23 protein-coding genes are annotated in these 26,820 nt (G+C 63.1%); 13 read left to right on the top strand and 10 right to left on the bottom strand.

All coding sequences use genetic code 11. The annotated features are described in order from the left end of the window. Window positions 1-143: 143 nt before the first annotated feature. A complete protein-coding gene (locus HU766_RS19975) occupies window positions 144-1,523 on the top strand; it encodes an APC family permease (RefSeq protein WP_186660012.1) in 1,380 nt (459 codons plus the stop codon). 3 nt (window positions 1,524-1,526) lie between these two features. Here the strand turns inward: HU766_RS19975 and HU766_RS19970 are convergent, their stop codons facing one another. Next, window positions 1,527-2,018 (bottom strand): GNAT family N-acetyltransferase, encoded by a 492-nt coding sequence (locus tag HU766_RS19970; RefSeq protein ID WP_033697279.1) that lies wholly within the window; start codon window positions 2,016-2,018, stop codon window positions 1,527-1,529. Window positions 2,019-2,155: 137 nt separating this feature from the next. Here HU766_RS19970 and HU766_RS19965 point away from each other — a divergent pair, with 137 nt between their 5' ends. Both HU766_RS19965 and HU766_RS19960 read left to right on the top strand, forming a co-directional pair. Continuing rightward, complete coding sequence (locus HU766_RS19965; protein ID WP_186660010.1) at window positions 2,156-2,761, top strand: biliverdin-producing heme oxygenase; 606 nt, start codon at window positions 2,156-2,158, stop codon at window positions 2,759-2,761. Window positions 2,762-2,935: 174 nt separating this feature from the next. Next, on the top strand, window positions 2,936-3,313 hold the full coding sequence (locus tag HU766_RS19960) for a hypothetical protein (RefSeq protein WP_186660008.1): 378 nt from the start codon (window positions 2,936-2,938) through the stop codon (window positions 3,311-3,313). Between the two features lie 20 nt (window positions 3,314-3,333). On the opposite strand, the gene HU766_RS19955 is transcribed toward HU766_RS19960, so the two are convergent. Next, complete coding sequence (locus HU766_RS19955; RefSeq protein ID WP_186660006.1) at window positions 3,334-3,495, bottom strand: DUF2986 domain-containing protein; 162 nt, start codon at window positions 3,493-3,495, stop codon at window positions 3,334-3,336. A 250-nt stretch (window positions 3,496-3,745) separates the two neighbouring features. Between HU766_RS19955 and HU766_RS19950 the strand changes: the two genes are divergently transcribed. Then, window positions 3,746-5,527, top strand: a complete 1,782-nt coding sequence (locus tag HU766_RS19950; protein ID WP_186660004.1) for a phosphoethanolamine transferase CptA — start codon at window positions 3,746-3,748, stop codon at window positions 5,525-5,527. 13 nt (window positions 5,528-5,540) lie between these two features. Here HU766_RS19950 and HU766_RS19945 read toward each other — a convergent pair whose 3' ends face one another. Next, entirely contained in the window at window positions 5,541-6,758 is a 1,218-nt protein-coding gene (locus tag HU766_RS19945) for an MFS transporter (RefSeq protein ID WP_186660002.1), read from the bottom strand. Window positions 6,759-6,922: 164 nt separating this feature from the next. Here HU766_RS19945 and HU766_RS19940 point away from each other — a divergent pair, with 164 nt between their 5' ends. Next, entirely contained in the window at window positions 6,923-7,396 is a 474-nt protein-coding gene (locus tag HU766_RS19940; protein WP_047583536.1) for a YMGG-like glycine zipper-containing protein, read from the top strand. 31 nt (window positions 7,397-7,427) lie between these two features. Here HU766_RS19940 and HU766_RS19935 read toward each other — a convergent pair whose 3' ends face one another. Then, a complete protein-coding gene (locus HU766_RS19935) occupies window positions 7,428-8,333 on the bottom strand; it encodes a LysR family transcriptional regulator (protein WP_033697274.1) in 906 nt (301 codons plus the stop codon). Between the two features lie 215 nt (window positions 8,334-8,548). Between HU766_RS19935 and HU766_RS19930 the strand changes: the two genes are divergently transcribed. Both HU766_RS19930 and HU766_RS19925 read left to right on the top strand, forming a co-directional pair. Then, window positions 8,549-8,935, top strand: a complete 387-nt coding sequence (locus HU766_RS19930; RefSeq protein ID WP_186660000.1) for a VOC family protein — start codon at window positions 8,549-8,551, stop codon at window positions 8,933-8,935. An 83-nt stretch (window positions 8,936-9,018) separates the two neighbouring features. Then, complete coding sequence (locus tag HU766_RS19925) at window positions 9,019-9,588, top strand: hypothetical protein (RefSeq protein WP_186659998.1); 570 nt, start codon at window positions 9,019-9,021, stop codon at window positions 9,586-9,588. Between the two features lie 68 nt (window positions 9,589-9,656). Here the strand turns inward: HU766_RS19925 and HU766_RS19920 are convergent, their stop codons facing one another. The 4 genes from HU766_RS19920 to HU766_RS19905 all read right to left on the bottom strand — a co-directional run bounded on the left by HU766_RS19920 (window position 9,657) and on the right by HU766_RS19905 (window position 15,699). Further along, window positions 9,657-11,336, bottom strand: a complete 1,680-nt coding sequence (locus HU766_RS19920) for an MFS transporter (RefSeq protein ID WP_186659996.1) — start codon at window positions 11,334-11,336, stop codon at window positions 9,657-9,659. A 199-nt stretch (window positions 11,337-11,535) separates the two neighbouring features. After that, window positions 11,536-11,970 (bottom strand): VOC family protein, encoded by a 435-nt coding sequence (locus HU766_RS19915; RefSeq protein ID WP_186659994.1) that lies wholly within the window; start codon window positions 11,968-11,970, stop codon window positions 11,536-11,538. 76 nt (window positions 11,971-12,046) lie between these two features. After that, complete coding sequence (locus HU766_RS19910) at window positions 12,047-12,967, bottom strand: alpha/beta hydrolase (RefSeq protein ID WP_186659992.1); 921 nt, start codon at window positions 12,965-12,967, stop codon at window positions 12,047-12,049. A 215-nt stretch (window positions 12,968-13,182) separates the two neighbouring features. Then, window positions 13,183-15,699, bottom strand: coding sequence for a UvrD-helicase domain-containing protein (locus tag HU766_RS19905; RefSeq protein ID WP_186659988.1), 2,517 nt, complete (start codon window positions 15,697-15,699; stop codon window positions 13,183-13,185). Between the two features lie 175 nt (window positions 15,700-15,874). Here HU766_RS19905 and HU766_RS19900 point away from each other — a divergent pair, with 175 nt between their 5' ends. The 5 genes from HU766_RS19900 (at window position 15,875) to HU766_RS19880 (ending at window position 23,637) form a co-directional block, all read left to right on the top strand. After that, the gene (locus HU766_RS19900) at window positions 15,875-16,573 is read left to right on the top strand and encodes a pirin family protein (protein ID WP_033697268.1); all 699 of its coding nucleotides are present in this window, start codon (window positions 15,875-15,877) and stop codon (window positions 16,571-16,573) included. Between the two features lie 138 nt (window positions 16,574-16,711). After that, a complete protein-coding gene (locus HU766_RS19895) occupies window positions 16,712-19,513 on the top strand; it encodes an amino acid adenylation domain-containing protein (protein WP_186659986.1) in 2,802 nt (933 codons plus the stop codon). Window positions 19,514-19,609: 96 nt separating this feature from the next. Beyond that, complete coding sequence (locus HU766_RS19890) at window positions 19,610-20,140, top strand: sigma-70 family RNA polymerase sigma factor (RefSeq protein WP_186659984.1); 531 nt, start codon at window positions 19,610-19,612, stop codon at window positions 20,138-20,140. Between the two features lie 2 nt (window positions 20,141-20,142). Then, window positions 20,143-21,090: a FecR domain-containing protein gene (locus HU766_RS19885; RefSeq protein ID WP_186659982.1), complete on the top strand. Its 948-nt coding sequence runs from the start codon at window positions 20,143-20,145 to the stop codon at window positions 21,088-21,090. Window positions 21,091-21,186: 96 nt separating this feature from the next. After that, a complete protein-coding gene (locus HU766_RS19880; RefSeq protein WP_186659980.1) occupies window positions 21,187-23,637 on the top strand; it encodes a TonB-dependent receptor in 2,451 nt (816 codons plus the stop codon). An 85-nt stretch (window positions 23,638-23,722) separates the two neighbouring features. Here HU766_RS19880 and HU766_RS19875 read toward each other — a convergent pair whose 3' ends face one another. Both HU766_RS19875 and HU766_RS19870 read right to left on the bottom strand, forming a co-directional pair. Then, the gene (locus HU766_RS19875; RefSeq protein WP_186659978.1) at window positions 23,723-25,573 is read right to left on the bottom strand and encodes a DUF3857 and transglutaminase domain-containing protein; all 1,851 of its coding nucleotides are present in this window, start codon (window positions 25,571-25,573) and stop codon (window positions 23,723-23,725) included. Between the two features lie 106 nt (window positions 25,574-25,679). After that, window positions 25,680-26,159 (bottom strand): isochorismatase family protein, encoded by a 480-nt coding sequence (locus tag HU766_RS19870; RefSeq protein ID WP_186659976.1) that lies wholly within the window; start codon window positions 26,157-26,159, stop codon window positions 25,680-25,682. Window positions 26,160-26,378: 219 nt separating this feature from the next. On the opposite strand from HU766_RS19870, the gene HU766_RS19865 reads away from it, so the two are divergent. After that, window positions 26,379-26,819 carry a GNAT family N-acetyltransferase gene (locus tag HU766_RS19865; protein WP_186659974.1) on the top strand — a complete coding sequence of 147 codons (441 nt, stop codon included), beginning with the start codon at window positions 26,379-26,381 and terminating at the stop codon, window positions 26,817-26,819. Window position 26,820: the final 1 nt, after the last annotated feature.

Below are 26,820 nucleotides of genomic sequence, written 5' to 3'. Positions count from 1 at the left end.
GGCCCGGGGTATGGGAGCATCGTCCGGCCCCACCCCTGAGGGCTGCGCAACCCAAGCTGGCCCAGCCTCCTTTCATGGCCCCTCAACAGTATCGAGCCCGCTCGCATACTGCGGCGTCCTGCATCCGATTTCAGGAGTTCGCAATGCATACAACAACAACTACGGCCCAGACCCACTCCGCCAACGCCTCGTCACCCTCCGCGTCTTCCGGCCGCTTCAGAAAGTCCATGGGGCTCAGCGCCCTGGTGCTGTTCGGCCTTGCCTACATGGTGCCCCTGGCGGTGTTCACCACCTATGGCCTGGTCACCCAAATGACCAAGGGGCACCTGCCCACCGCCTACCTGCTGACCCTCGCCGCCATGCTGTTGACTGCCTACAGCTACGGCCGCATGGTGCAGGCGCACCCCTACTCCGGCTCGGTGTACACCTACACCCGCAAGGCATTTGGCACCCACATCGGCTTCATGGCCGGCTGGACGCTGCTGCTCGATTACATCTTTTTGCCGTTGCTCAGCTACCTGCTGATCGGCATCTACATGTCGGAGTACTTCCCGGCCATCCACGCCTGGGTATGGGTCGCCGGCTCCATCGCTTTGGTGACCTTCCTCAACCTGATCGGCATCGAGTCGATTACCCGGGTCAACTGGATCCTGGTGGTTGTGCAACTGGTGTTCATCGTCGTGTTCGTCGGCTTGTCGATCAACAACCTGGCAGGTCAATCGGCGCCGGTGTCACTGCTTGCCCCCTTCCACCACGAAGGGTTCAGCGTGCCGCTAATCATGACCGGTGCCGCGGTGCTGTGCCTGTCGTTCCTTGGTTTCGACGCGGTCTCGACCATGGCCGAGGAAACCAGCAACCCGACGTTTCGCATCCCACTGGCGATCATGGCCGTGTCGCTGATCGGTGGCCTGCTGTTTCTGGTGGTGTCGTACTGCGCGCAGAGGGTCTTCCCCGAGTGGGGCGCCTTCGCCGACCCCGATTCGGCCTCGGTGGACGTGATGCGCCGGGTCGGCGGTGAACTGCTGGTGACGGCGTTTACCGCCACCTACGTGGCCGGCTGCTTCGCCTCGGCCATGGTCTCCCAGGCAAGCGTGTCGCGGGTGCTGTTCGCCATGGGCCGCGATGGTGCGTTGCCAGGGGTGTTCGGCCAGTTGGTGACGAAAAAACGCGTACCGGCTGCGGCCATCATGCTGGTCAGCATCCTCTCGCTGATCGCCCTGGTCATCACCCTGGACACAGTCGCCAACATGATCAGCTTCGGTGCGCTGTTCGCCTTTTCGGCAGTCAACCTGGCGGTGGTCAAGCACTACCTGGTCGACCAGAAGCTGCGCGGCACCCGCAATTACCTGCTGTATGGCGCGATTCCGGGGTTGGGGTTTCTCAGCACGCTCTGGCTGTGGAGCAGCCTGTCGAGCCTGTCGTTCACCATCGGGCTGTGCTGGATGGCCGTGGGCTTCCTCTGCCTGCTCGGGCTGACCCGGGCGTTTCGGGTGAAACTGCCCGAGTTGCAGATGGCCGAATGACGCTCAGAGCGTCATGAGCATTTCGTGCCAGGCCATGCCGCCGTGGTCGGACGGCGACGGTTTAACGTAGGCGTAGCCGAGCTTGGCGTACAGCGCGACATGCTGTTCCTTGCACATCAGGTGGATGGTCTGCTTGCCTTGCGCCTTCATGCGCTGGATGAACGCGCCCATCAGCAGCTTCGCATAGCCTTTGCCCTGATGGGCGGGGTCGACCACGACCGACATGATCACCACGTTGGGCGCCGCCGGGTCATGGCCGACCAGTTCCTTGAAGGCTTCGTCGGACATGACCACGTCATGGGCACAGCCACTGTTGATGAAGCCGACGGTTTCACCCTCGGCTTCGAGCAGCAGGAACCCTTCGGGGTACTGCGCGATGCGGGTGCGGATTTTTTCCAGGGTTGCCGCTTCATCCCCTTCATAGGCACCGATTTCGATCGCGTAGCAGCGTTCAGCGTCGGTGGGTTCGGGGTTGCGGAACTGGGGGGCGCTCATGCGCTGACTCCTTTGGGACATGACAACAGACTGCATGATAAATCACTGCCGTTTATTTTCGGCGTGACAGGATCGTTTCCTAGGCTGAGTGATCTTATTACCATGCTCCTTTTGCCACTTCGACATGGAAATCCCCGATGACTGCAACCGCCACGCGTCTCACCGTCCCCGGCCGCTGCGCGCGCCTGAAGGCGTCCAGCAGCCGCGACCACGACAGTGTCGATGAACTGGTCATGGCCGCACGCCCCTTCGAAGACCGTGAGCGCTATGCGCGCTTTCTGCAGGTGCAACACCGCTTCCATGGCAGCCTGCTGGCGTTGTACCACGATGAGTTGCTCAACGATCGCCTGCCAGGGCTGATGCAATTGTCGCGCTTCGCGGCGGTCGAGCGCGATCTGCTTGACCTGGGCCTGGCGCTGCCTTCGGCGCCGCCGACGGTCATTGCCAGCCCGGCCCAGGCTTTGGGTTGGCTGTATTGCAGCGAGGGGTCGAACCTTGGGGCGGCGTTTTTGTTCAAGCAAACCCAGCGCCTGGGCCTTGACGGCAACCAGGGGGCTCGGCACCTGGCGCCCCATCCCGACGGGCGTGCCCTGCACTGGCGGGAGTTTGTTGCCAGGGTTGATGGCCTGGCACTTGATGCCGGGGAAGAGGCTGAGGCGATTGTAGGGGTGATTGCGGCGTTTGACAGTTATCGGGGGCATTTGCGTGCGGTGTTTGCCGGGGGTGACGGTGTGGGGGGCTGACTGGTGCCTGGCATTGGATCTCACAGGCGCTAAAAACCTCAAGCCAGGAACCCCCAAAACACCGCGCGAGCACCCGAGCCCAAGACAACCATCAAACCTACCTCACCAGAACTTTTCCCAATTTAAAGGTCTATGTACTCAGGAAAAATGGTTTACCAGAGGTTGCCTTCGCTGATGAAAATGCATGTCGCACGGTTGATGCTTCTCGGCCTGTTCACCTTCGCGGCGGTGGGCTCGGCATCCGCATCACAAATGAAAACCCCGAACGCTGCCTCGCCTGTCGCAGCCCCTGCCGAATCCCCTTGGCCCAGCGTGGCCAGCCTGGCTGGCGAGCACTCAGCGCCCTTGCTCGCCCATGATGACCGCTACCGGCACGACGACCGTTGGCACGATCACCGAGGCGACTGGCGCCGGGACCAGTGGCGCCGGGAACAAGCCCGCCGCGAAGCCGAGCGACGTCGCGACTGGGAACGCCGGCGGGACTGGGAACGTCATCATGAGCGGGCGATGCGTCACCGCTACCAGGACGACCATCGTTACTATCGCCGTTGATACGTCCAGCCCTCACCCGCTCAGCTCTGGGCGTCTACAACCGCACCCTCGGCAGCTTCGGCTGCCAGCTTCAACCGGTCGGCTTTACTGATGTACTTGGGCTTGCTCTTGGGCGCCAGCTTGGCACTGGCCTTCTTGGCATGCGCCTGCATCAACTGTTTGATCTTTTTACGACGGTTCATATTCCACTGCGCCTGTAGGTCTGGTTACGCTGCCGACATCATACCTGCACGCGTGGCGGGGACCACGGGTTAAGTTATCGCACCCATTACAGGACAGGCGTTGGCGCCCTTGGCAGTTCGCGCAATGGCGCAATACGGCTGGGCCTCCTTGCCAACGGCATTGACGTTATTTTCACAGCCATCAGATTAGCGTCACGCCCTTTCCGGCCGCCCGCACATTGGGTGGCTGCCAAGGTTCAACGAGGCATACGTGTCAGACACTACAACAACCCCCTCCCCGAGCAAACGGGTGGACTGGGCCGGCCTGGGCTGGCTCCTGCTGTTCTTCTGGTATTTTTCCGGCGTAACCCAAGCGCTGCTGCTGTTCAGCGGTACCACAGGGTTTGCCGGTTTTCGCGATGCGCTGTTCCTCAGCAGCCTGTGGCTGGCCCCGGTGCTGCTGCTGCCGCGCTTCACCCGGGCCACTTCGGCGGTCATCGGCCTGGTGCTGTGGGGCGCTTCGCTGGTAGGCCTGAGCTACTTCGGCATCTATCGCCAGGAGTTCTCGCAAAGCGTCATCTTCGTGATGTTCGAGTCCAACACCGCCGAGGCCGGCGAATACTTCAGCCAGTATTTCAGCCTCTGGCTGGGCCTGGCGCTGCTGCTGTACAGCCTGGTTGCCGTGGTGCTGTGGAAACGCGTGCGCCCGGTCACCTTGCCTATGCGCAGCCGAATCCCGGTAGTTGTCCTGCTGTTGCTGGCCAACCTGGTCTACCCCTTCTACAAGCAGATGGTTACCCAGGAACGCAACTTCCTCGACGCCGCAGAAAAGGTCCAGCAGCGCATGGAGCCCGCCGTGCCCTGGCAACTGCTGGTTGGCTACAAGCAATATCGCCAGCAACTGAACAACATGCAGCAGCTGCTGGCACAGAACGCCGCGCTGCCGCCCTTGCAGAACCTGCGCAACAGCAGCGGTGACACACCGCGCACCCTGGTATTGGTGCTGGGCGAATCGACCACCCGAGAGCACATGCACTTGTATGGCTACCCGCGCGATACCACACCGAATCTCGACGCGCTGGCGGCCAGCGACAAGGGCCTGACAGTGTTTCAAAACGTCGTTTCGCCGCGCCCCTACACCATCGAAGTGATGCAGCAGATCCTTACCTTCGGTGACGAACAGCACCCGGACCGCTTCCTCACCGACCCGTCGCTGATCAACCTGATGAAACAGGCGGGGTACAAGACCTTCTGGATCACCAACCAGCAGACGATGACCAAGCGCAACACGATGCTGACCACCTTCTCCCAGCAAACGGACGCACCGGTCTACCTGAACAACCAGCGCAACCAGAATGCCAGCCAGTACGACGAGGTGGTGCTGGACCCGTTCCAGAAGGCGTTGCAAGACCCTGCACCGAACAAGTTCATCATCATCCATCTGCTGGGTACGCACATGGATTACCGCTACCGTTACCCGAAAACCTACCAGCACTTCAGCGATCGCCAGGGCGTACCGGCCAAGCTGACGCAGAGCCAGGCAGAAACTTACAACTTCTACGACAACGCGGTGCGTTACAACGACCACGTCGTCGCCAGCCTGATCAAGCGTTACTCGGCCAGTACCCCCAACGGCTTCCTGCTGTACCTCTCCGACCATGGCGAAGATGTCTACAGCTCTGGCGATCATGACCGCCTGGGGCGCAACGAAGGTGCCCCGACCCGGCCGATGTACACCATCCCGTTCCTGCTCTGGACCTCGCCGAGCTGGCAGGCGGCCCACCCACGCGACCTGCAGGCCATGGCCAACCGCCCCTACAGCAGCTCGCACTTGATCCACACCCTGTCCGACCTGGCCGGGCTCAGCTATGACCACTACGAGCCGGCAAAAAGCATCGTCAACTCGCAGTTCGTGGTGGCGCCGCGCTGGATCGGTGACCCTTACCGCAACAACGGCCTGCGCGAGTTCGACAAACTGCCCCAGGACAAGGCCGCACGGGTGCAGGAGACTGCCAGTAGCGCCAAGGCGCAGCCAGGCAACAACCTCAACTGATCGACCGGTGCTATCAACCGGTGCAAGCGCCTGGCAGTGCCGCACCGGCCACCGCGCCCAGGCGCCGGTAACTGCACAGCGCAACCAGTGCAACGGCAACCCCTGCGGCCACGGCCACCTGGTAGCCCGCCGTGGCCCCCAGCAGGTCGACCACCTGCCCTGAGGCCAAAGCCCCCAGCGCGACGCCGACATTCAGCCCGGCCAACAGCCAGGTCATGCCTTCGGTGAGCTGGTGCGCGGGCACGCTGCGCTCCACCAGTGACATCGCCACGATCAGGGTCGGTGCGAAGAACAGGCCTGCCAACAGCACGGCGCCTGCAAGCGCGAAAACGCTGCCCGCCAGTAGCAACGGCAGGGTCGTCGCCGCCGTCGCCAGGCCGCCGAGCAGCAACAGCCGGTGCGGCGGCATTGGCAATTTCAAGGCACCGAACACCAGCCCCGCCGCGCATGAGCCAATGGCGTAGCACGCCAGCACCAGGCTGGCCGCGGCCGGCATGCCGGCCTGTTCGGCGAATGCCACACTGACGATATCGACGCTGCCCACGATCACCCCCATGGCTACCATCAACAGTGCCAGCAACTGTACCTCCAAGCGCCGCAACACCGACCCCTGACCATTCAAAGCGCCTGCGTCTGCGTCCACCGCTGGCTCGGTGCCGGTTTGAACGACCAGCGCGAACACCCCGATCGCCAGCAGCACCGCCGCAGCCAAGGGCCCGGCCTGGGGCGACAGCCCCACGCACAGCCCTACCGACAGCGGTGGCCCAGCGATGAAGGTGAGCTCGTCGAGTACCGTTTCCAGCGAATAGGCCATCTGCAACTGCGGTGTACCCCGGTAAAGCGCCGTCCAGCGCGCACGCACCATCGCCGACAGGCTGGGCATCAAGCCTGCCAGCGCGGCCCCGATGAACAGACTCCAGTCAGGCGCCTGCCACCCGCTGCACGCCAACAGCAACAGTATGCCCAGCACACTCAAGGCGGCAGCGACAGGCAGCACACGGCGCTGGCCGTGCCGATCGACCAGGGCGGACACCTGAGGCGACATCAGCGCATAGGTCAACACGAACGTCGCCGCCACGGCGCCCGCCAGGCCATAGCTGCCGCGCAGTTGCGCCAACATGGTGATGATGCCGATGCCCATCATCGGCAAGGGCAAGCGAGCCACCAGGCCAGCCAGGGCAAAACCTGCCGTGCCTTTGGCCTGGAACAGTTGGCGGTAGGGGCTGAGCATGATCGGCTCTCCTTAGGAAAAAACGTTTACATACACTCCGTATGATTATGATCTTATTATCATACGCAATGAATGTAAAACGGCCCGCAAGTCCGAGAGCAGTCGGTGTTTTGTTTCGCACGGACTATCCTGTGAAAGGGGGTCACGCCCACAGGAGGTGTGCCATGCGTTCGTTTACTTGGAGTTACCTGCTGGTGCTGCTATGCACAGCACCTGCCGCCCAGGCGCAGACAGTGGTGCCGCTGAAGGGCCAGAGCAGCCAGCAGATGCAACAGGACATCAATGAGTGCAATAGCGTCGCAACCAATGCCGCGAACAGCACCGCGACTTCCAGCGATGCCCACGTCGGTGGCCGGGTTCGCGGCGCAGCGGCAGGTGCTGCCGCAGGTGCCGTAGGTGCGCAGGTGCGTGGCAATCAGCATGACGAGGTGTATGACCGGGCCAGTGACGATGCCAAGCAGGCGTACCGGCAGAACCGTGCCGGTGAAACCGCCGCCGCCGGGGCTGCGGTCGGTGGCATGCGCCAGCGCCAGGACCGTCGAGAGGATCGGCGCACGCAGGACCAGGCGCAGAGCTCGGCCCATGCCAGCGCGTACAGTGGTTGCTTGCAGGGGCGCGGGTATCAGCTCAACCCTTGACCCTCAGGCACGGTCAGCCCAGCGGCGCGCATCAGAATTTGGCCAGTTCTTCACGGCAGAACTCCACGAACAGCTGCGCCGGTTTGGTCAGCTGTACCCGCTTCAAGCGGGCTGCCGCCAGCCCTGACAACGCCACCGGCTCGGCGATGTCCACCATCGCCAGGCGCTGCCCGTCGTAGGTGCACTCCGAATGCGGGCGTGTCACCAGCAACGAAAAGCCGAACCCCTGCCCGACCATGCCGCGCACCATCTCGATCGACGGCGAGCTGAAGACGATGTTGGGGGTCAACCCCATTTCGTTGAACAGGCTGACGAAGTAGGTACGGCTGGGTGCCACGTCCAGCAGAATCATCGGCTCGGGGCAGAGGTCGCGCAGCGACACCTGGCTTTGCCCGGCGAAGCGGTGCTTTTCGGGCAACAGCACATAGGGTTTTTGCGGCGGCATCAGTGGCTCGGCCTCGATCGTGCCATCCAGGTCGTGGTCGTAGAGAAACACCAGGTCGAAGGTGCCGGCGGTCAGGCCCTGGATCAGGTCCTGCTGCTCGCCATCGCGCAGGCGGATATCGACGCCCGGGTAACGCTCGCGAAAACCGGCGATCAGCCGCGGCAGGTACAGCGGGGCCACCGTTTCGAAACAGCCGATGTCGATCTGCCCGGCCACGGTGTCGTTGTCAGCCAGTGCGTTCTGCTCGAACTCGTGGGCCATTTGCAGCAGCGATTTGGTCTTGGCGTAAAAGCGCTTGCCGCTGGGGGTCAATGACACACCTTGGGCGTGGTGGCGGATGAACAACTGCACGCCAAAGCTTTCTTCCAGGCTCTTGATTGCCGTGGAAATCGACGGCTGGGCGATGTACAGCTGGCGCGAGGCCTCGGCGACGCTGCCGGCCTCCACGGTGGTGACGAAATACTTGAGTTGTCGCAAGGTATAGGAAGCCACAGGTACCTCTCTGGCGCTGTCTGGGCGCTCGGGGATTTTGCCTGTCACTGTAACGTGCGGCCTGGCTGCCGGGGGATCGGCCGATGAAGGATTTACCTATGGCTTGAGCATGTTTTTTGTAGCCGGCGACTGGCGCCCTGTGAAGCCTGCCACTGGTCAAATAGGCCCGAGCGTCTTTACTAAGAGTGAACGAGCCCCGCAAACGGTGTGTGCCTATGAAGATTGTGGTCACCAGCATCCTTGTCGACGACCAGGCCAAGGCCTTGGCTTTCTATCACTACGTGCTCGGCTTCATGCCCAAACATGACATCCCCCTGGGCCGGCACCGCTGGCTGACCCTCACCTCACCTCACGACCCCAATGGCGTCGAGCTGCTGCTCGAACCCGATGCCCACCCCGCAGCCAAGGTGTACAAGGCAGCGCTCAAGCAAGACGGCATTCCCGTCACCTCATTCGGCGTGCGCGACATCCAGGCCGAGTACACCCGGTTGTGCGCGGCCGGCGTGCAATTCACCCAACCCCCCACAGTGGTGGGGCCGGTCACTGTGGCAGTGTTCGACGACACCTGCGGCAACCTGATCCAGATCGCCCAGAAACATTAGCAACCGCCCGCCCGGCGGGCACCTGTGGCCCGCCCTCCGCTAGCGTTGCCATTGCTCACTTGCGCACCTGACAAGGAAAACAAATGCGCCACGAATTCAGTGAAGTCCTCAACGACCTGATCGATTACTTCCTGGTCGGTGACATCCAGCTACTCGAACGCTTCAAGCAGGAAAACGGCCTGGCCGACGACCTGGCCCACGCATTCACCCATGACGACAGCGGCGATCAGGCAGTACGCGAAGGCGTGGTGCTACCCATGGCGGGCATCGACAACCTGCCCTACCGGATCATCTTCACCCTCGATGGCCACCCACCCGCCCTGCGTGAACCGGGCAGCCGGCTGAAGCATCAGCGTTCTGGGTATGTACTGCACGTCGAGCACCGTGCGGTGATGCTTTATACCTGGCGCATCCTGCAGCACTTCACCAACAAGACCCTCGGCGACCTGCTGGCACGCTACCAGGCGCCGGGGAGGCCGATCATCGAGCTGGAAAATGGCTGGTACGACGTGGAGGTGCTCGGCGGTGCGGTGGTGCGCGACGGGCTGTACGAGCCGGCGTTCGAGTTCGTCTTGAGCAAGCGCTGGAGCCGGGCTGAAGCCGCAGAGGTAGATACCGGGTACGCCTTTACCCTGCGGGGCTATTTCGACTGACGCCGCTTCCCGCCATGCGCCCTTGCAGGGGCGCCCGTGCCAGGGCGCTCCTGCATACAGCGACAGGATCAGGTGTGGCTGATGTCCCGGTCCTTGGTCTCCGGCATGAAGAAGATCCCCAGCACCGCCGTCATCAGCGCGATCACGATCGGGTACCACAAGCCGTAGTAGATATCCCCGGTCGCCGCCACCATGGCAAACGCCACCGTCGGCAGGAAGCCGCCGAACCAGCCGTTGCCGATGTGGTACGGCAGCGACATCGAGGTGTAACGGATGCGCGCCGGGAACAGCTCCACCAGCCAGGCCGCAATCGGCCCGTAAACCATGGTCACGTAGATCACCAGGATGGTCAGCAGCAACAGCACCATCGGATAATTGATTTTCGCAGGGTCGGCCTTCTCGGGGTAGCCCGCCTCTTTCAGCGCACCGCCAAGGGTGGCGGTGAAGGCATCGTTCTGCGCCTTGAAGTCGGCTGCGGCCAAGCTGCGGCCGTCAAAGCTCGGGATCACCCGCTCGCCGATACGGATCTGCGCCACACTGCCAGGCTCGGCTTTTTCGTTGGAGTAAGGGATCGCGCGCTTGGCCAGCACACTCTTGGCAAGGTCGCAGGAGCTGGTGAATTTGGCCTTGCCCACCGGGTCGAACTGGAACGCGCACTGGCCGGGGTCAGCCACCACCACTACCGGGTTCTGCTCCTGGGCGACGAACACGTCGGGGTTGCCGTACTCGGTCAGCGCCTTGAAGATCGGGAAGTAGGTCAGCGCCGCGATGATGCAGCCAGCCATGATGATCTTCTTGCGCCCGATGCGGTCCGACAGGCTGCCGAAAATGATGAAGAACGGCGTGCCGATCAGCAGCGAACCGGCAATCAGCAGGTTGGCGGTCTGTGGGTCGATCTTCAATGTCTGCAACAGAAAGAACAGCGCATAGAACTGCCCGGTGTACCACACCACGGCCTGGCCGGCAGTACCGCCGAGCAGCGACATGATCACCACCTTGAGGTTCTCCCAGCGGGCGAACGATTCGGTCAGTGGCGCCTTGGACGCCTTGCCCTCGGCCTTCATCTTCAGGAACACCGGCGACTCGTTGAGCTGCATACGGATGTACACCGAGATGGCCAGCAACAGGATCGACAGCAAGAACGGAATGCGCCAGCCCCAGGCTTCGAAGGCCTCGGTGCCCAGGGCCGTGCGGCAAGCCAGGATCACCAGCAGCGACAGGAACAGGCCCAGGGTAGCGGTGGTCTGGATCCAGGCGGTAAAGAAGCCACGCCGGCCCTTGGGCGCATGTTCGGCCACGTAGGTTGCCGCCCCTCCGTATTCACCGCCCAGTGCCAGGCCTTGCAGCAGGCGCAGGGTGATGAGGATGACCGGCGCCGCCACGCCGATCGTCGTATAGCTGGGCAGTAACCCGACCAGCGCGGTGGACAGGCCCATGATGACGATGGTGATCAGGAAGGTGTGCTTGCGCCCGATCAGATCGCCCAGGCGGCCGAACACGATGGCGCCAAACGGCCGCACGGCAAAGCCTGCGGCAAACGCCAACAGGGCGAAGATGAACGAGGTGGTCTCGTTGACGCCGGCAAAGAAGTGCTTGGCGATGATCGCGGCCAGTGAGCCGTACAGGTAGAAGTCGTACCATTCGAACACTGTGCCCAGGGACGAGGCGAAGATAACCTTGCGCTCCTCCCGGGTAATACCGCGTTGGGGCGCGCTACTGCCCGTGGATGCGCTGTCGATAACCGCCATGGGTTGCCTCCGTCTTGTTGTTATCCCAGGCCGGAGCACCTCACACCCATTTCACCGTCGCACCCAGGCCCTAGGGCTTTCATTGGTTGCGCGAAGCACGACGAGGCGGGCCGCCTCGGATCGCAGCAAGTATCTGAAGCATAATCGGCTTTACCGGGATATCCACCCGCCGTGATGGCGAACTGGCACAACGGGCGCGTCATTGCCTTTTCGGCGCCTCGGGCGACGGAATCGGCCCTTTGAGCTCGACCTGGTTGCCGTCCGGGTCAAAGCAATACAACGACAACCCCTCGCCCTCGGCGCCGTAGCGCTTCTCGGCAGGCTCCACCTGCACCCCCGCAGCGCGCAGGTAAGCGGTCAATGCCTGTTCATCGAAGGGTTCGATACGCAGGCAGAAATGATGCAGGTTGCGCCCCTCTGCGCCCGGCGCAGCGCCACCGGGCTGCCCCAGCACACCGTCCAGCGTGACCAGGTCGATCATCGCCGCCCCCGTGGCCAGGTGGACCATGCCCAGGTCTTCACGCACCCTGCTGACTGTGCAGCCGAGCACATCCACATAGAAGGCGATGCTGCGCGGCAGGTCGCTGACCCGCAGCACAAGGTGGTCGATGTGCTTGATGGCGAACGGTCGCATGTGGGGGCTCCTTGTGGCGTCTGCGCGAGGTGAACCGCCACCATAGCCCAGTACCCGGCGCGCTGGCCATTGCCCGCTACTCGTTGACCAACCGCTGCAGTACCCCGCCTTCGTGCCGCGCCAACAACCGCAGAAGCTGATCGACCAGGGCCCGATCGGGCGACTCCAGGTGGAAGTGGTGCCCGCCGGGGTGCCAGGAAACCTTGGCATGGCTGGGCAAGGCCGCCTCACGCTGGGCAAAGGCGTTGCCGCTGAAAGCGCCTTGCCGACCGAACATCAAGTACAGCGGGCAGCGGATCTGGCCGAGCAGGTCACAGGCTTCGCGCTCGGTCAACGGCATAGGCTCGGGCAGCACCAGGCGCGGGTCGTGGCGCCAGCAATAGCCATCGCTGAGCTGCAACAGGTCGCGTTGCGCCAGCAGCCGTGCGGCGCCCTCCGACAGCTCGCCATCCAGACGCGTGCGCCGCTGCTCCAGGGCAGAGGCGAGGCTGTCGAAACGGCTCGCATCGGGCTCGGAGAAACCCTGCAACTGGCTGCGCTGAACCATGCGCTTGAGCCGATAGGCGCGGGCCAGGTGCTGTACGCGGTCATCCTCGGCGACCGTGAACGGCGCCCCCATGCCATCGAGGAAAACCATGCTGGCGATACCGCTGGTCATGGCCGCCAGCAGCGATGCGACGCCGGTGCCCATGCCGTGCGCCAGCACATGAAATTGCGCCAGTCCCAGGGCGTCGGTCACCGCCAGCATGTCCTCGGCGTGCTCCCACAGGTAGTAGCCACTGTCGTGGCGACGATGGTCCGAACGGCCATGGCCGACCAGGTCGGGGGCCACCACGAAACAGCCATCGAGCATCGGTGCCAGGCGCTCGAACGAGGCGGCGTTGTCCAGCCACCCATGCAGGGCCAGCACGGGAATGCCGTCCTCCGGGCCCCAGCAGCGTATGGCAATCTGGATGCCATTGAGGTCAAGCAGGTGATCCTTGGGTGTTGCACGCATGGGTACGCTTCCTGACTTGAAGCCTGGCACGACCCCACCAGGCCGAATACGCCGCCGGCCTCTTCGAAGCAGATCGCCAGCGACAACCCTTGCGCCGGGCCGCACGGGGCTCCGACAGGTTACCTTGGCGTAACGGCAGGCGATTGATTGGCCCGTCACCGACTGTGACTTAGCCGTCACCGACCCTCAGGTTCAAACCCGTGCACCCATGCACGTCACTGGCCGCGCAGGTCCTCGAAGAAGGCCTGCCGGCCATCCACCTGGCCCGACGCCCGGGGCGCCGCCGGCGCTTCGCTGTTGGCCGCTTCCACATGCCAATAGCAGTGCCTGACCGCACGCGTGACCGCCACGTAGGCCAGCCGCTGGACCTCTTCCTTCTGCGCCGTATCGAATGCCTGGGCATCACCGGGCTTACCAAGGCCGGCCAAGCGATACACCTGGTTCTTGTAGGGCGAACTGGTCAGGTATTGGCAGTCGCCGAGCATGAACACCGCATCGGCCTGCAAGCCTTTGGCGCTGTGATAAGTCAGCTGCCGCAGCCGACGCTGCTCGGCGGGCAATCCAGCCTCGGCGTGCAGCACCGCTTGCAGGTGTTCGTTCATCAGGGCTTTGTCGCTGCCCTTGCGGTACAGCATCATCACCGACTCGCCACGTTGATAATGCTCGATCAGGGTCTCGCCCAGCGCCGCCTCATCACGGTCGAACACCTTGACCGGCGAGCCCGGCAACTCGGCTGCAGGCCCACTGGCCCGGGCCTTCTTGCCGGTAATCGCCGGGGTGCCCTTGACCAGGAACTCGGCAGCGTCGATCACCTGCTGCTGACAGCGGTAGTTCTCGACCATCATCACCCGGGTGTTGGCCGGCGACACGAATGCCTTGGTGAACTCCATGAAGTACTTCGGCGAACTGCCGCGCCAGCCATAGATCGATTGCCAGTCGTCCCCCACACACAACAGCGAGGAATGCTGGGCGTTACGACCGGTGTGCATCGACGGCCCGCGCCGGCGGATCTCGGCAAGGCTGGCACGCAGCCAGCTGACGATCTGCGGCGAAACGTCCTGGAACTCATCGATCATCAGGTGCGCCAGCGGCCTGAGCAAGGGGTCGGGCAGCAGTTGCAGGTTTTCCGGGTTGTTCTCGCCAAACAGGGCGAACATGCGGTTGTAGCTCATCACCGGTGGCGACTGGCTCAGCAGATGTGCCTCCAGGGCTTTCCAGTACAAGGCCAACGCTTCGAAGAACAGGCCGTCGCTGTCGCCTGCCGGGAAGCTCATCGCCGCCACGGCGCTGCTCACGTCAAGGCCCAGGTTTTCGATGAAGTTGGCGGCGCCGACAAAGGCGTCGAGCAGCGGTGCCGGGGCCAGTTCACCCTTGACCTTGTATTCGAACCCGGGGCCGGCCACCGCATCACCGGCCAGGGACGCAGCCAAACGCCGGGCGGCTGCATAGTTGTCCAGCCAGATCAGGGGCTTGTCGCAGAACGCCTGCAACAGGGTGCGCTTGACCGCCCACTCGGCACGCACCGCCAGCTTGGCGCCGGGGCGCTGGTACTGCGCGCTCTCTGCGGGGTCGAAGCCCAGCACCACCCAGGCACCCTGCCCCTGCAGGCGGCCATGCACATGGAAGCGGCTGCCGCGGATTTCAAGCGTGTCGCGACACGGCTCGATGCCCTTGATCGGCCAGGCACCTGCAGCGAACCACAGGTCCTCGATCACATCGCACAGCTCTTCGTCGCGCTGGGCGGCCAACTGCGTCACCTGCGCACGCTTTTGCACATCGGGGTGGTTGGGGTCCAGCGGCTTGAGCTGCAACGCCTCGCTGCGCAACAGGCCAACAAGCTCGGCGAAACGCGGGTTCTCGCCCAGCAAGGTGCTGTAGCAGAGGTTGAGCTGCTGGCGTTGCGCATCGTTCAGGCGCAGGTCGAACGGGTTGCTCTCGGCCTCGGCCTCACGGCCGGCCGGCATCTCGTTGCCCAGCGTCTCGAACGCACGCACCTGGCCAAAGCCTGGCAGGCTGCGTACCAGCGGCAAGATGCGCGAATGGAAGGTGCGCACCAGCTCACGGGCAAGCGCGGGCTGCAGGTCGATCTGCCACAAGGCGAACACCTGCAACAGGCGCTTGATGAAGTCTTTGCGCGACTCGCGGGTGAAGGTGACCACGGTCATCGCATCCAGCTCGTAGCCCAGGTAATGGCGCAGCAGCAGAATCCGCAGTACCAGCGAGGTCGACTTGCCCGCCCCGGCCCCGGCCACCACACAGGTGGAGGGGGTGTCGCTGAAAATCAGCTTCCACTGCGCCGCACTGGGTTGCGCTTCGGCCGGCAGGCGCTGCGCCACATCTGCCTTGAAGCGCTTTTTCAGTTCGGCGGTCAACGGCAGGCGCCAGTCGTCGAAAAGGTTGTTGTCCTGGCCGGGCACGGCGGCGGTATCGGGGCGGGTATCGCGAATGACCAGCACCTGTCGCCCCGCCTCGTAGCCTTCTACCCGCCCGCGCTCGAAGCCTTCACGCACACCGTCTTCATGGCCACTGCGCTGCCCCGTGGCATGGCCGAGGAACCAGGAGTCGCGATGCTGGGCTTGCAGGCGGCTCAGGCCTCGGCCCAGCAGGCGGGCGGCCAGGCGGCGAAACCAGGGTAACTGGGCAGGTGGGGTCAGGTCGGCAGGCGCCTGGGGATGCTCGTGGGCCACGGTCACTCCGATGGAAAACAAATCAGCGTGCCATGTTCGCCGCATCTACTAAAAATCACCAGCGAATGCTTGCAGATCAGTGGATTAGGCGATGAAACGGATAAAACACCGCACCCAGAACAATCAATTTAATTGATTATATTTAGCCGATATTTACGCTTATTTTCGATCTTTCTTTGACGCATCATGGCCCCATTCCACCCATTCAAGGAGCACGACCATGCTGCAACTGCGACCCTTCGAAAGCCTCGGCCACGCCAACCACGGCTGGCTCGATGCCCATCACCATTTCTCGTTTGCCGAGTACTACGACCCCGCCCGTATGCACTGGGGCAACCTGCGAGTCTGGAACGACGACCTGATTGCGGCTGGCAGCGGTTTCCCGTCGCACCCGCACCGGGACATGGAAATCATCACCTATGTCCGTGAAGGCGCGATCACCCACCAGGACAGCCTGGGTAACAAAGGCCGTACCGAAGCGGGTGATGTGCAGGTAATGAGTGCAGGCTCCGGCATCGTCCATAGCGAGTACAACCTGGAGGACGTCGATACGCGCATCTTCCAGATCTGGGTGGTGCCTGAGCGGGTGGGCGATGCGCCGACCTGGGGCAGCCGGCCCTTCCCTAAAGGAGAACGTGGCGAAGGCTTCGTGACCCTGGCCAGTGGGCGTGCAGGTGACGAAGACAGTTTGCAGATTCGTACCGATGCACGGTTGGTGGCTGCGACGTTGCAGGCGGGGGAAAGCGCCGAGTACCGCTTTGATGCCGGGCGCCGTGGTTATCTGGTGCCGGCCAAGGGGGTGGTGGAGGTCAACGGCGTGCGCGTCAAGGCACGTGATGGGCTGGCCATCGAGCAAGAAGCGGTGTTGCGGGTTACGGCCATCGAAGACAGCGAGATCGTGCTGGTGGATGTTGCCTGAGGATCTGGGGCTGCGAAGCGGCCCCAAAATTCCGCCTCAACACAATCACCGCAGGGGCATTGGCGCCAAACGCCAGCCTGCACTAGCGTTGTGCTATCCAGCCAACCCCCTGCCGTTGATGCGGAGCAAACACCCAACATGCCGGATATGCGCCCGAACCCGACGCAGAACCTGGAATATCGCGCCGAGCGCCCGATCTTTCACGCCTTTGTGGAGCAAGCAAAGCACTCGCCCGATGCCACCGCCATCTTCGCCCACGACGCCACCTGCAGCTACGGCCAGCTAGACCGCATCAGCCAGGGCATTGCCACGTACCTGCTGGAAAACGGCGCCAATGGCACCGATCGGCTGGTAATCGTCGCCAGCCGTGGTGCCGCGCTGGTGTATGCCATGCTCGGCGCCTTGCGCGCCGGGCTGACCTTCACCGTAGCCGACGCCGCTTACCCTGCTGCGCGCATTGCGCAGATCATCCACACCCTCCAACCAGCCTTTGTCTTGCGCTGTGGCGATGCCCAGGTCGAGCCAAGCCTTGCCCGCACCGTCAACGTGCCGCCCTGCCCCGACCAAGCACTGCAACACATCGCCAGCAAGCAGTCGCCCCTGCCTGAGGTTAGCCCCGCGCAGCCGGCCTATATCACCTTCACCTCAGGCAGCACTGGCGAACCGAAGGGCATCATCACCCACCACGCGCCCCTGGTGCATTTCATCGACTGGCATGTGCAGCAGCAGGGTTTTACCCGCGGCGACTGTTTTTCCCTGCTCTCGGGCCTGGGCCACGACCCGGTCTACCGGGACGTGTTCACGCCGTTGTCGATCGGCGCAACGGTCGTCTGCCCGGCCCAGGCAACCCTGACCGACCCGTCGCGCCTGGCCGCCTGGATACACCACCACGGCCTGTCGGTCATCCACCTGACCCCGCCCCTGGGCAAGCTCATCGAAACCGGCGCGCGCATGAACGGGCAGGTGTTCGAGCGCCTGCGCTACCTGTTCTGGGGCGGCGATGCACTCAGCCCTACGCTGTACCAGCAGGTGTGCGCGATTGCGCCCAACGCCAGTAGTGTGAATTTCTACGGCACCACCGAAACGCCGCAGGCCATGGCGTACCACCCACTCGACCCGGGCGCCGACAACAGCCGCATCCCTTTGGGCAAAGGCATAGACGGCGCGCAGCTGTTGATCATCGATGAAGCCAACCGCTTGGTCGAAGCCGGCGAAGTCGGGGAAATCCTGATCCGCAGCCCCTACCTGTCGCTAGGCTATTGGGGTGATCCGGCACTGACCGCAGAAAAGTTCGTGGCCAACCCCTTCACCGGCGCCCAGGCCGACCGCTGCTACCGCACTGGCGACCTCGGCACTTACCTGGCCGATGGCAGCGCCAGCTTCCTGGGGCGCGGCGACAGCCAGGTGAAAATTCGTGGCCACCGCATCGAACTGGCGGAAATCGAAAATGCCCTGTGCCAGCATCCGTGCATCAAACAGTGCGTGGTACTGGCCAACCACGACAACGCGACGGTCAGGCTGGTTGCCTATTGCGTTGCCGAGCACCCCGTAGCCACCGCTGAACTGCGCCAAGCCATGGCGGGCATGCTGCCCGACTACATGGTGCCGGCGATGTTCCTGTTGGTGCCCGGCATCCCCCTCACACCCAACGGCAAGGTCGACAAACGCGCCTTGCCAGCGGCGTTCGACAGCAGCGACACCCTCGACAACGCGGCCACGCGGCCCCTGTCACCGCTCGCCCTGAAACTGACCGACGCTTGGTCACAGATCCTGCAGGCCCCGCGCATCGATGCCCGGCTCAGCTTCGTGGAGCTCGGCGGCGATTCCTTGTCGTTCGTCCGCGCGTCGATGGTGCTGGAAGAACTGATCGGCCACCTGCCGGATCGCTGGGAAATGATCCCGGTCCAGGACCTGGCCGAACTGGCCGAGCAGCGCAGCAAGGCATCGAAGTGGTCGATGCGGGTCATGGAGGTGCCGGTTTTCCTGCGGATGATCGCCATCATCCTGATTGTGGTTGGCCACCTGGAGGTGTTTTCCGAATGGCGGATCGCAGGCGAGACGTCGGTGCTGTTCCTGATCTCTGGCATCAGCCTGGCCAGGTTCCAGTTCAAGGCCATCGACGAGCGCGGTGACGCCCGTATGCTGGTCAAGTCGGTGGCAGCCATCGCAGTGCCGACCATTGCCTATACGGTGTTGGTTCAGGCGCTGTTCGACCAGGTACATTGGCAATCGCTGCTGTTGATCTCCAACTGGTTCCCCCCCGACAAGGTCGGTATCTTCGCCTACTGGTACATCGAAGTGCTGGTGCAGATGATCCTGGTCATTGGCCTTGTGTTGTCGTTCAAACGCGTGCGCAAGGCGATCCTTGCCAACCCGTTCCGCTGGCTGACCATGGCCGCCTGCGCGCTGGTGGTGGCGGATCTGCTGCTCAGCCATTTCGTCTTCGACGCCACGGCCCTGCTCAACCGCGTGCCCCAGCATTACCTGGCGGTGATGGTGCTAGGCATGGCGATTCACTACGCCGACTCGACGCTGCGCAAAGGCGTCGCCAGTGCAGTGGCGGTACTGCTGATTGCCGAGCTGGACCTGGTGGCCATTGCCGGCATCGGCTGGCAGGCGTTTGCCAGCTACATCGATATTGCCCTGCCGGCGATGCTCGCCTTGATCTGGTTCCGCGCTGTGCCCGTGCCGGGCGTGGTTGCCAGGGCGGGGGCGATGATCGCGTCGTCGACCTTGTTCATCTACCTGACGCACTTCCAGTTCCAGTCGCTGGCGCGCCACATCTACGATCAGCCGTTGTTCGCGGTGGCCCTGGCGCTTGTCGGTGGCGTGGTGCTGAGCTACTGCTGGAACACCCTGCTGCGCGGCGTACTGACACGCTGGCACGTGAGCAGGAAGGCGCGCGCAGCGCAGGCCTTGGAACGCGCGACCTCCTCATGAACAAGGCACTGCCCGCCCGCTGGTGATTGCCAAGCCTGAAACACTTTGCATAAAATGCGAACCATTAACATTTGCAACTCTTTTCAGGCGGCATGGATGAGCACCCCGGACGTAGCCCTCAATTCCCAGGTCAGCCAGCTCTACCGTGCGCAGAGCAAATGGCTGCACGGCTGGCTGACACCTCGGGTCAACTGTACCCACCTGGCCGCGGACCTGGTCCAGGACGTGTTCGTTCGCGTGATGACGGCCGCCGATGCGGCGGCCAAGCTCGAAGCGGTCCGCGAACCCAAGGGCTACCTGGCCACGATCGCCCGTCGCCTGATGATCGACCACCTGCGCCGGGTGCACCTGGAGCGGGCCTGGCTGCAGGTACTGGCCGAGCAACCCGAAGCCTTGGATATCTCGGCCGAACAACGCTTTTCGCTGCTGCAAACGTTGTTTGAACTGGATGCGATGCTGGCAGCGCTTGGCGCCAATGTGCGGGAGGCATTCTTGCTGTCGCAGGTCGATGGCATGCCGTACAAACGCATCGCCGCCCAGTTGGGCGTCTCTGAAGTGACGGTGCGCCGCTACATTGCCAAAGCGGCGGAACACTGCATGATCTACAGCCTGACCCACGGCCAGTGAGCATGGCTTTGAGTGCCGAGCAGCGCACAGCCCTGCGTCAGGCCGCGCATTGGTACAGCCAGCTCAACAGCGGTGAAGTGCAGCCCAGCGACCATAGCGCCTGGCAGTCATGGCTGAACGCTGCGCCCGCCAATGCCTGGGCCTGGCAGCAGGCCGAACGTTTGCAGACCCGCATGAGCGCAACCCCTGCCCCGGCCACCAGCCGTGTACTGTCGCTGGCGGCGCATGGCCGCCACGCCACCCGCCGCCGCGTGGTCAAGGCCGGGCTGGTACTGCTGGGTGGCAGTGCACTGGGCTTGGGTAGCTATCGCGAAATGCAGTATTCACCGTTGCTGGCTGATGTACGCAGTGGCGTGGGTGAACAGCGCTCACTGACCCTGAAAAACGGCAGCACGCTGCTGCTCAACAGTGCCTCGGCAGTTGATATCGATGACACCCGCGAACAGCCGTATGTGCGGCTGCGCCAGGGCGAGATCATGGTCGAGGTGCCAGAGCAGCAACGCTGCAGCGTGGTGACCCGGCACGGCAGCATCGCGGCTGGCCACAGCCGCTTTTGCGTGCGGCTGTTCGATGACGCCAGCAAGCTCGATGTGTTTGGCCAGCAGGCACGTGTGACGCTCGCCTCGGGCCAGGCCATGGAGGTGCACGGCGGCCAGAGCTGCCAGTTCGATGGCAAGGGCTTTTCGGCTGTGCAGACGCTGGCCAACGCCGCAGACGCCTGGAGCAGAGGCTTGCTGATCGTCAATGACCAACGCCTGGACACCTTCGTCACCGAGGTTTCACGGTACCGGCCAGGTTGGCTGCACTGCGCGCCGTCGGTGGCTGGGCTGCGCATCAGCGGCACCTACCGGCTCGATGATACCGAACAGATCTTGCGGGCACTGGCTACCTCCTTGCCGGTGCAGGTGCAGCGCCGCACGCGTTTCTGGGTGACGATTACCGCCGCATGAAATAAACGCAAAATGCCTGATCACTTTCGCGCGGCTCATCCGACTCATAGGTAACCCCAGCTGTGGCTGCCTCTTTACCTTTCCGAGACCTCGACGATGACCTGCCGCTTCACTCTCAGGCCCTTCAGCGCGCCAGACCTGCGCACCTGCCTGCTGTTGACTGTTCTGCTCGGTGGGCCGGGCGCAGCCTGCGCCGCGCAAGCGCATGACTACCACCTGCCGCAAGGGGACCTGGGCGAAACATTGACCCAGTTCGCTGCAGAGTCCGGCATTGTGCTGTCGTTCGACACCCAGTGGACACGCGGTAAACGCTCGCCGGCCTTGAATGGCCAGTACCCGGTCGACCAGGCCCTGCAGATTCTGCTCAGCGGCACAGGCTTGCAGGCCGTCAAGGAAAGCGACGGCCGCTACTCGCTGCTGCTCACCACCCAGCAGGGTGACGTGGTTGAACTGGCCCCCAGCCGCATCGACGGCCAAGGCCTGGGCAACATCACCGAAGGCACTGGCAGCTACACCACCGGTGGCTCCACCACCGCAACCAAGCTGCCGCTGACCCTGCGCGAGACGCCCCAGTCTGTCAGCGTGATAACCCGCCAGGCCATCGACGACCACGGCTCGCAAGACATCGGCGAAGTGCTGCGCAACACCCCTGGAGTTTCGGTGCAGGCGTATGACAGCGAGCGCATGGAGTATTCCGCGCGCGGCTTTGCCATCACCAACTACCAGTACGATGGCGTCAACACCATCTATGACGGCGTCTACGACGAGGGTGCGACCCATGTCGACATGGCCGCCTACGACCGCGTGGAAGTCATCAAGGGCGCAACCGGGCTGATGACCGGCTCCGGCGACCCCTCCGCCACGGTCAACCTGATCCGCAAGAAGCCTACCCACGACTTCAAGGCCTCGATCACCGCCAGCGCTGGCTCCTGGGACAACTACCGCACCGAAGGTGACATTTCCGGCCCGCTCAATGCCAGCGGCAACGTGCGCGGCCGCTTCGTCGGCGCCTACCAGGACCGCAAGTCGTACCTGGATCACTACAAACAGAAGAAGGACGTCTACTACGGCATTCTCGAAGCCGACCTGACGCCCGACACGCTGCTCACCTTCGGCATCGACAACCAGACCACCACCCCGCGCGGCTCGTCCTGGACCGGTAACCCGACGTACTTCTCCGACGGCAGCCGCACCGACTTCTCGCGCTCGCACAACCCGGGGGCCGACTGGAGCCGCCGCGACTTCCAGTCCACCACCTACTTCGGCTCGCTGGAGCAGGCGCTGGCCAACGACTGGAAGGTCAAGCTCAGCCTCAACCACATGATCAGCGACCATGACACCCGCCTGGCATCAGCCAGTGGGGGCAACCCCGACGCCACGACCGGCGAAGGCATGTTCTTCTATTGGGGGCGTTGGGAAGGGCATCGTGTGCAGAACACCGCAGACCTGAGTGTGTCGGGGCCCTTCACCCTGTTCGGCCGTCAGAATGAGCTGGTCGCAGGCTTCATGACCTCGCATTCGCGCCTGACCGGCGACACCTACGACGGCAGCGCCTTCGCCCAGGTACCGGGCTCGATCTTCGACTGGAACGGCAAGGTTGCGGAACAGGACTTCCCGAAGAACGGCGATTACACCACCACCCAGAGCCAGAACGGCGCTTACGTGGCCACCCGCCTGAAGCCGACCGACAACCTCTCGGTGATCCTCGGCACCCGGGTCAGCACCTTCAAGTACAACGACGACCAGGACTACTACCCGACCTCGCCCCTGGATGACACCCACGCCAGCTACAAGCAGCACGGCGTCGTCACCCCTTACGCCGGCGTGGTCTATGACCTGGACGACACGTACTCGGTGTACGCCAGCTACACCTCGATCTACCAGCCGCAAGTCTACAAGGACGTCAGCGGCGCCACCCTCGACCCGGTGGAAGGCGATGGTTATGAGGCAGGCCTCAAAGCCGCCTATTTCGATGGCAGGCTGAACGCCACGCTGGCGTTCTTCCGTATCGAGCAAGACAACGTCGCCTCTTCGGTGGGCACCAACCCGGTCACCAACGAGGGCATCTACACCGCCATCGACGGTGCCACCACCCAGGGCGTCGAACTGGAACTGGCAGGCGAACTGGCCCCGGGCTGGAACATCACCGCCGGTTACACCTACGCCCGTACGCGCGACGCTGACGACAACCGCCTGTTCGGCTTCCCGCTGGCGACCACCAAGCCTGAGCATGTGGCGCGGCTGTTCAACACCTACCGGTTGCCCGGCGCATTGGACCGCATCACCGTCGGCGGTGGGCTGCGCTGGCAGAGTGGGTTCTACGGCAGCATCTACAGCCCGGCCGCCAACGACTACACACGCATCAAGCAAGGCGGTTACACCCTGGTGGACCTGATGACCCGCTACCAGTACAGCGAGCACCTGAGCTTCACGGTCAATGCCAACAACGTGTTCGACAAGGTGTACCTGACCGGGCTTGGCAACTTCGGCACCACCTACTATGGCGAGCCACGCAACCTGATGGTCACCACCCGCTGGGACTTCTGAGCAAGCCCCCACCTGCAGCGCCCCTCATGAATCAATGGCTACGTATTGATCCAGGAGGCGGCGCTGCAGGGGCGGCCAGATTGGGCTAGCTGGCCTGTACGATGATCTGGCTCTGCAGGTCCCTGACCATCGTCTCGATGGCCGGCTTCATGGCGGCAAAATCTTCAGGTGAGCAGACCACATCCGGGCGGCTGAACTTGAAATGCCGCTCGATCACTACGGCATTGCCCTCCTGGGCATACTGCGCGCTGTACTCAACGTTGGCGTCCTGCAGACGCACTTGTTTGGGGATCGCCAGCACACTGACCTCAGGCGGGAATTCGAAGCGCGACTTTTCCACGGTGTCATTGGAAATGCACACGAAGCGCTGGCTGCGTTCCTTCTCCATGGCAAAGCTGTAGACGTTCTGCGAGATACCCCCCGCCAGGCTGCTCAAGGCCACCATGCCCACAGGCCCTGGCAGGTTGACGAGGTTTTCCGTGCGCCCATCGACGGTGCTGACAAAGTCGCCATTGGCGTTGCTCGGGCGCACCTCGAAGGTACCGCTGCCACGCTGCCCATAGGCACCGAGCACCTTCTCGACGAGCAGGTCGCGGTCCGCCGGTTTCATCGATTTCACACCATAGCGGCTGACCTCGCTGGCCCAACCCTGCACGGTCGCGACGTTGGTGAAGTCTGCGCCACCATCGCCCTTGACCTTGAACTGCAAGTCACTGGAAACCTTGTTGAGCTGGATGGCCGGGGTTCGCCCGAACTCACCCGTCGCGGTCAGCAGCACCCGCTTGTTCAACACGGCCAACGGCAGGTAGCCCGCGGCGATCGACGGGTCGGTGGAGTCCAGGTACAGGTCCAGGCTCGGCACATAGGTGATCACATGGTTCAACACCCCCAGCGCGGGCACCTTGGGGAACACGTAGGCGTTGCCCAGGTTGATCAGGGCTGGCGTGCTTTTGATCCCCGCCGCCGTCAGCAGCGCCTCAAGCAGGGCAACATGGTCCTTGCAGTCACCGTAACGGTTATCCAGCACGGTTTGCGCCGCGTGCGGCACTACCCCACCGGCGCCGACATACACGGCGACATAACGGATGTTTTCACGCACCCAGTCACTGAGCGTCAGTGCCTTTTCCCGCGTGGTGGGCAAATGGGCCGTGAGGCGTTGCGCCAACTCGCGGATCGGTGCCGTGACCTCGACCTTGGCGCGTGCCTGGTAGGCCTGGGCGAACGCTTTGAAATCGGTGAATGTCGACACCGCCAGGTAGTGCCCGTAGTCCAGGTAGGACACCGCACTCGCCTCGATCCGCGCACGGTCCGCCGGCACGTAATCCCAGCGATAGACCTTGCGCCCTGGCGCAGCCGCCGGCAGCGACGCCTTGAAGTTGCGCGCATCAGCCTGCAGGGGCATGCCCTCAGGCATGTCATAGATGAGCGTGAACTGCCCGACCGGGTGGAATTCCGGCACGGTGATGTCTTCGAACTGGCCAGGGAACAGCGGCGTGAAGCGGTTGCGCTGATAACGCAGCACCAGACGGTCCCCCACCGCAACCTCAGGGAAGATGATCACCTTGTTGACGCTGTCCTGAAACATCGGCGCCTGCGCGGATGCCTGCTCCTGCTGCTCCTTGATGTGCGCGGCATCCACCATCACCTTGCGCCCATCGGGCTTTTGCGTGTACGCCTCGATCACATCCAGGGTTTCCAGCGACCGGTTGTAACTCACCGGGCGCTGGGCACTGGCCTTGATCGCGCGCTCCTCGTTGATCAACAGCACACTGTCGACGTCCAGACGATTACTGCCATCCATCTGCACCACGAAGGTCTGCTCGACCTTTTCCAGGGTCGCGGAGTGGTCGGTGCCGTCGGTGAAGGCGTGCGCCAGGGCGCACCAATTCATGGCAACCGGCAGCAGCACAGCCACAAGGTAAGACTTTTTCAGCATGGAGATCCTTCTCGATCCAGGTGTATCAAAGTTGCCATCAATCGACAATGATACTCATTGACGAATGACGATGGCAAAATGATTGCACCGCTAGCGCCTTTTGCCCTCACCCGTGCAGCGAGGCCAGCACTTCAGCAGCGGTCGTCACTTGGCCAAAGTGATGCTTCCACAGGTCGATGCCCAACTGGCCGGACCTGTCCAGCGATGACCCTACCGTCATGTCGGTCACCAGCGTAGGCGCCAGCCCTGCATCGAACAGGGCGAAGCCAGCGGCAAGCACGCAGGTTTCGGTTTGCATGCCACACACCAGTACCCGCTCCACGCCCAGCTGCTTGATGTACTCGAGGGTTTCGACGGTCTGCCCGTAGCCATGCTTGACGAACACCTGGTCCGCCTCGATCAGGCTCTCGTCCTCGGCCGCCGGGTGCCAGCCAAGCTGGCGCTGAAACGGCGTGACCTGCTCATCGTGCAGTTCGACCGAGGCGACGGTCGGGATGTTCGCCGACAACCGCCGCAAACCGTCTACCAACCATTCGGGCGGGCTGAAGGTGGATTGAACATCGACGATAAGCAAAACCTGGCGCATAGGGCTCTCCGGCCACGGGCAAAAGGCGCCAAGTATAACGTGGCGCCCGTGCTGGGGTTTGTTGATAGCACGGGCGCTCTACCCTCATCGAGGCTGCCGACGATGCGCCCTGCATCGTATACGGTGCATTTTTCTGAAAACTGCCTTATATGCATCGTATTTGATTCATAAGAACCTGCAGTTTTTACATCGCGCACGCACGCGTAGAGGTGAACAATAATGGACTTGCGATCAACCATACGACTCGCCCAGCCCGAGGACGTCGAGGCGCTTTTTGCGCTGGACGCGATCGCTCGGGGTGATCGGCAACGGCAAACATTCATTGCAGACGCGGTCGCCTACGGCCAATGCTGGGTGGCCGCAGACGCGCACGATACATCCCAGCTGACAGGGTATGGCGTGCTCAACGATACCTTCTTCGATCAACCGTTCATTGCGCTGGTCGTGGTGAAGGAATCGGCACGCCGCCGCGGTATCGCGGCGGCCATCATGCGCACACTGGAGTCGCAGTGCCGGGGTGGCAAGCTGTTCACGTCGACCAATGCTTCAAATGCGCCGATGCAGGGTGTGCTGGCTCAACTCGGTTTCATCAGGAGTGGGCAGATCGACAACCTGGATGACGGTGATCCAGAGCTCATCTTTGTCAAATTCCTCTCCTGAA

It is taken from the genome of Pseudomonas sp. SWRI77 (genome assembly GCF_014269105.1).
GTDB classification, from domain to species: domain Bacteria; phylum Pseudomonadota; class Gammaproteobacteria; order Pseudomonadales; family Pseudomonadaceae; genus Aquipseudomonas; species Aquipseudomonas capeferrum.
The sequence above is the reverse complement of the archived record's forward strand: the minus strand, read 5'-3'. Positions and strand labels throughout refer to the sequence as shown.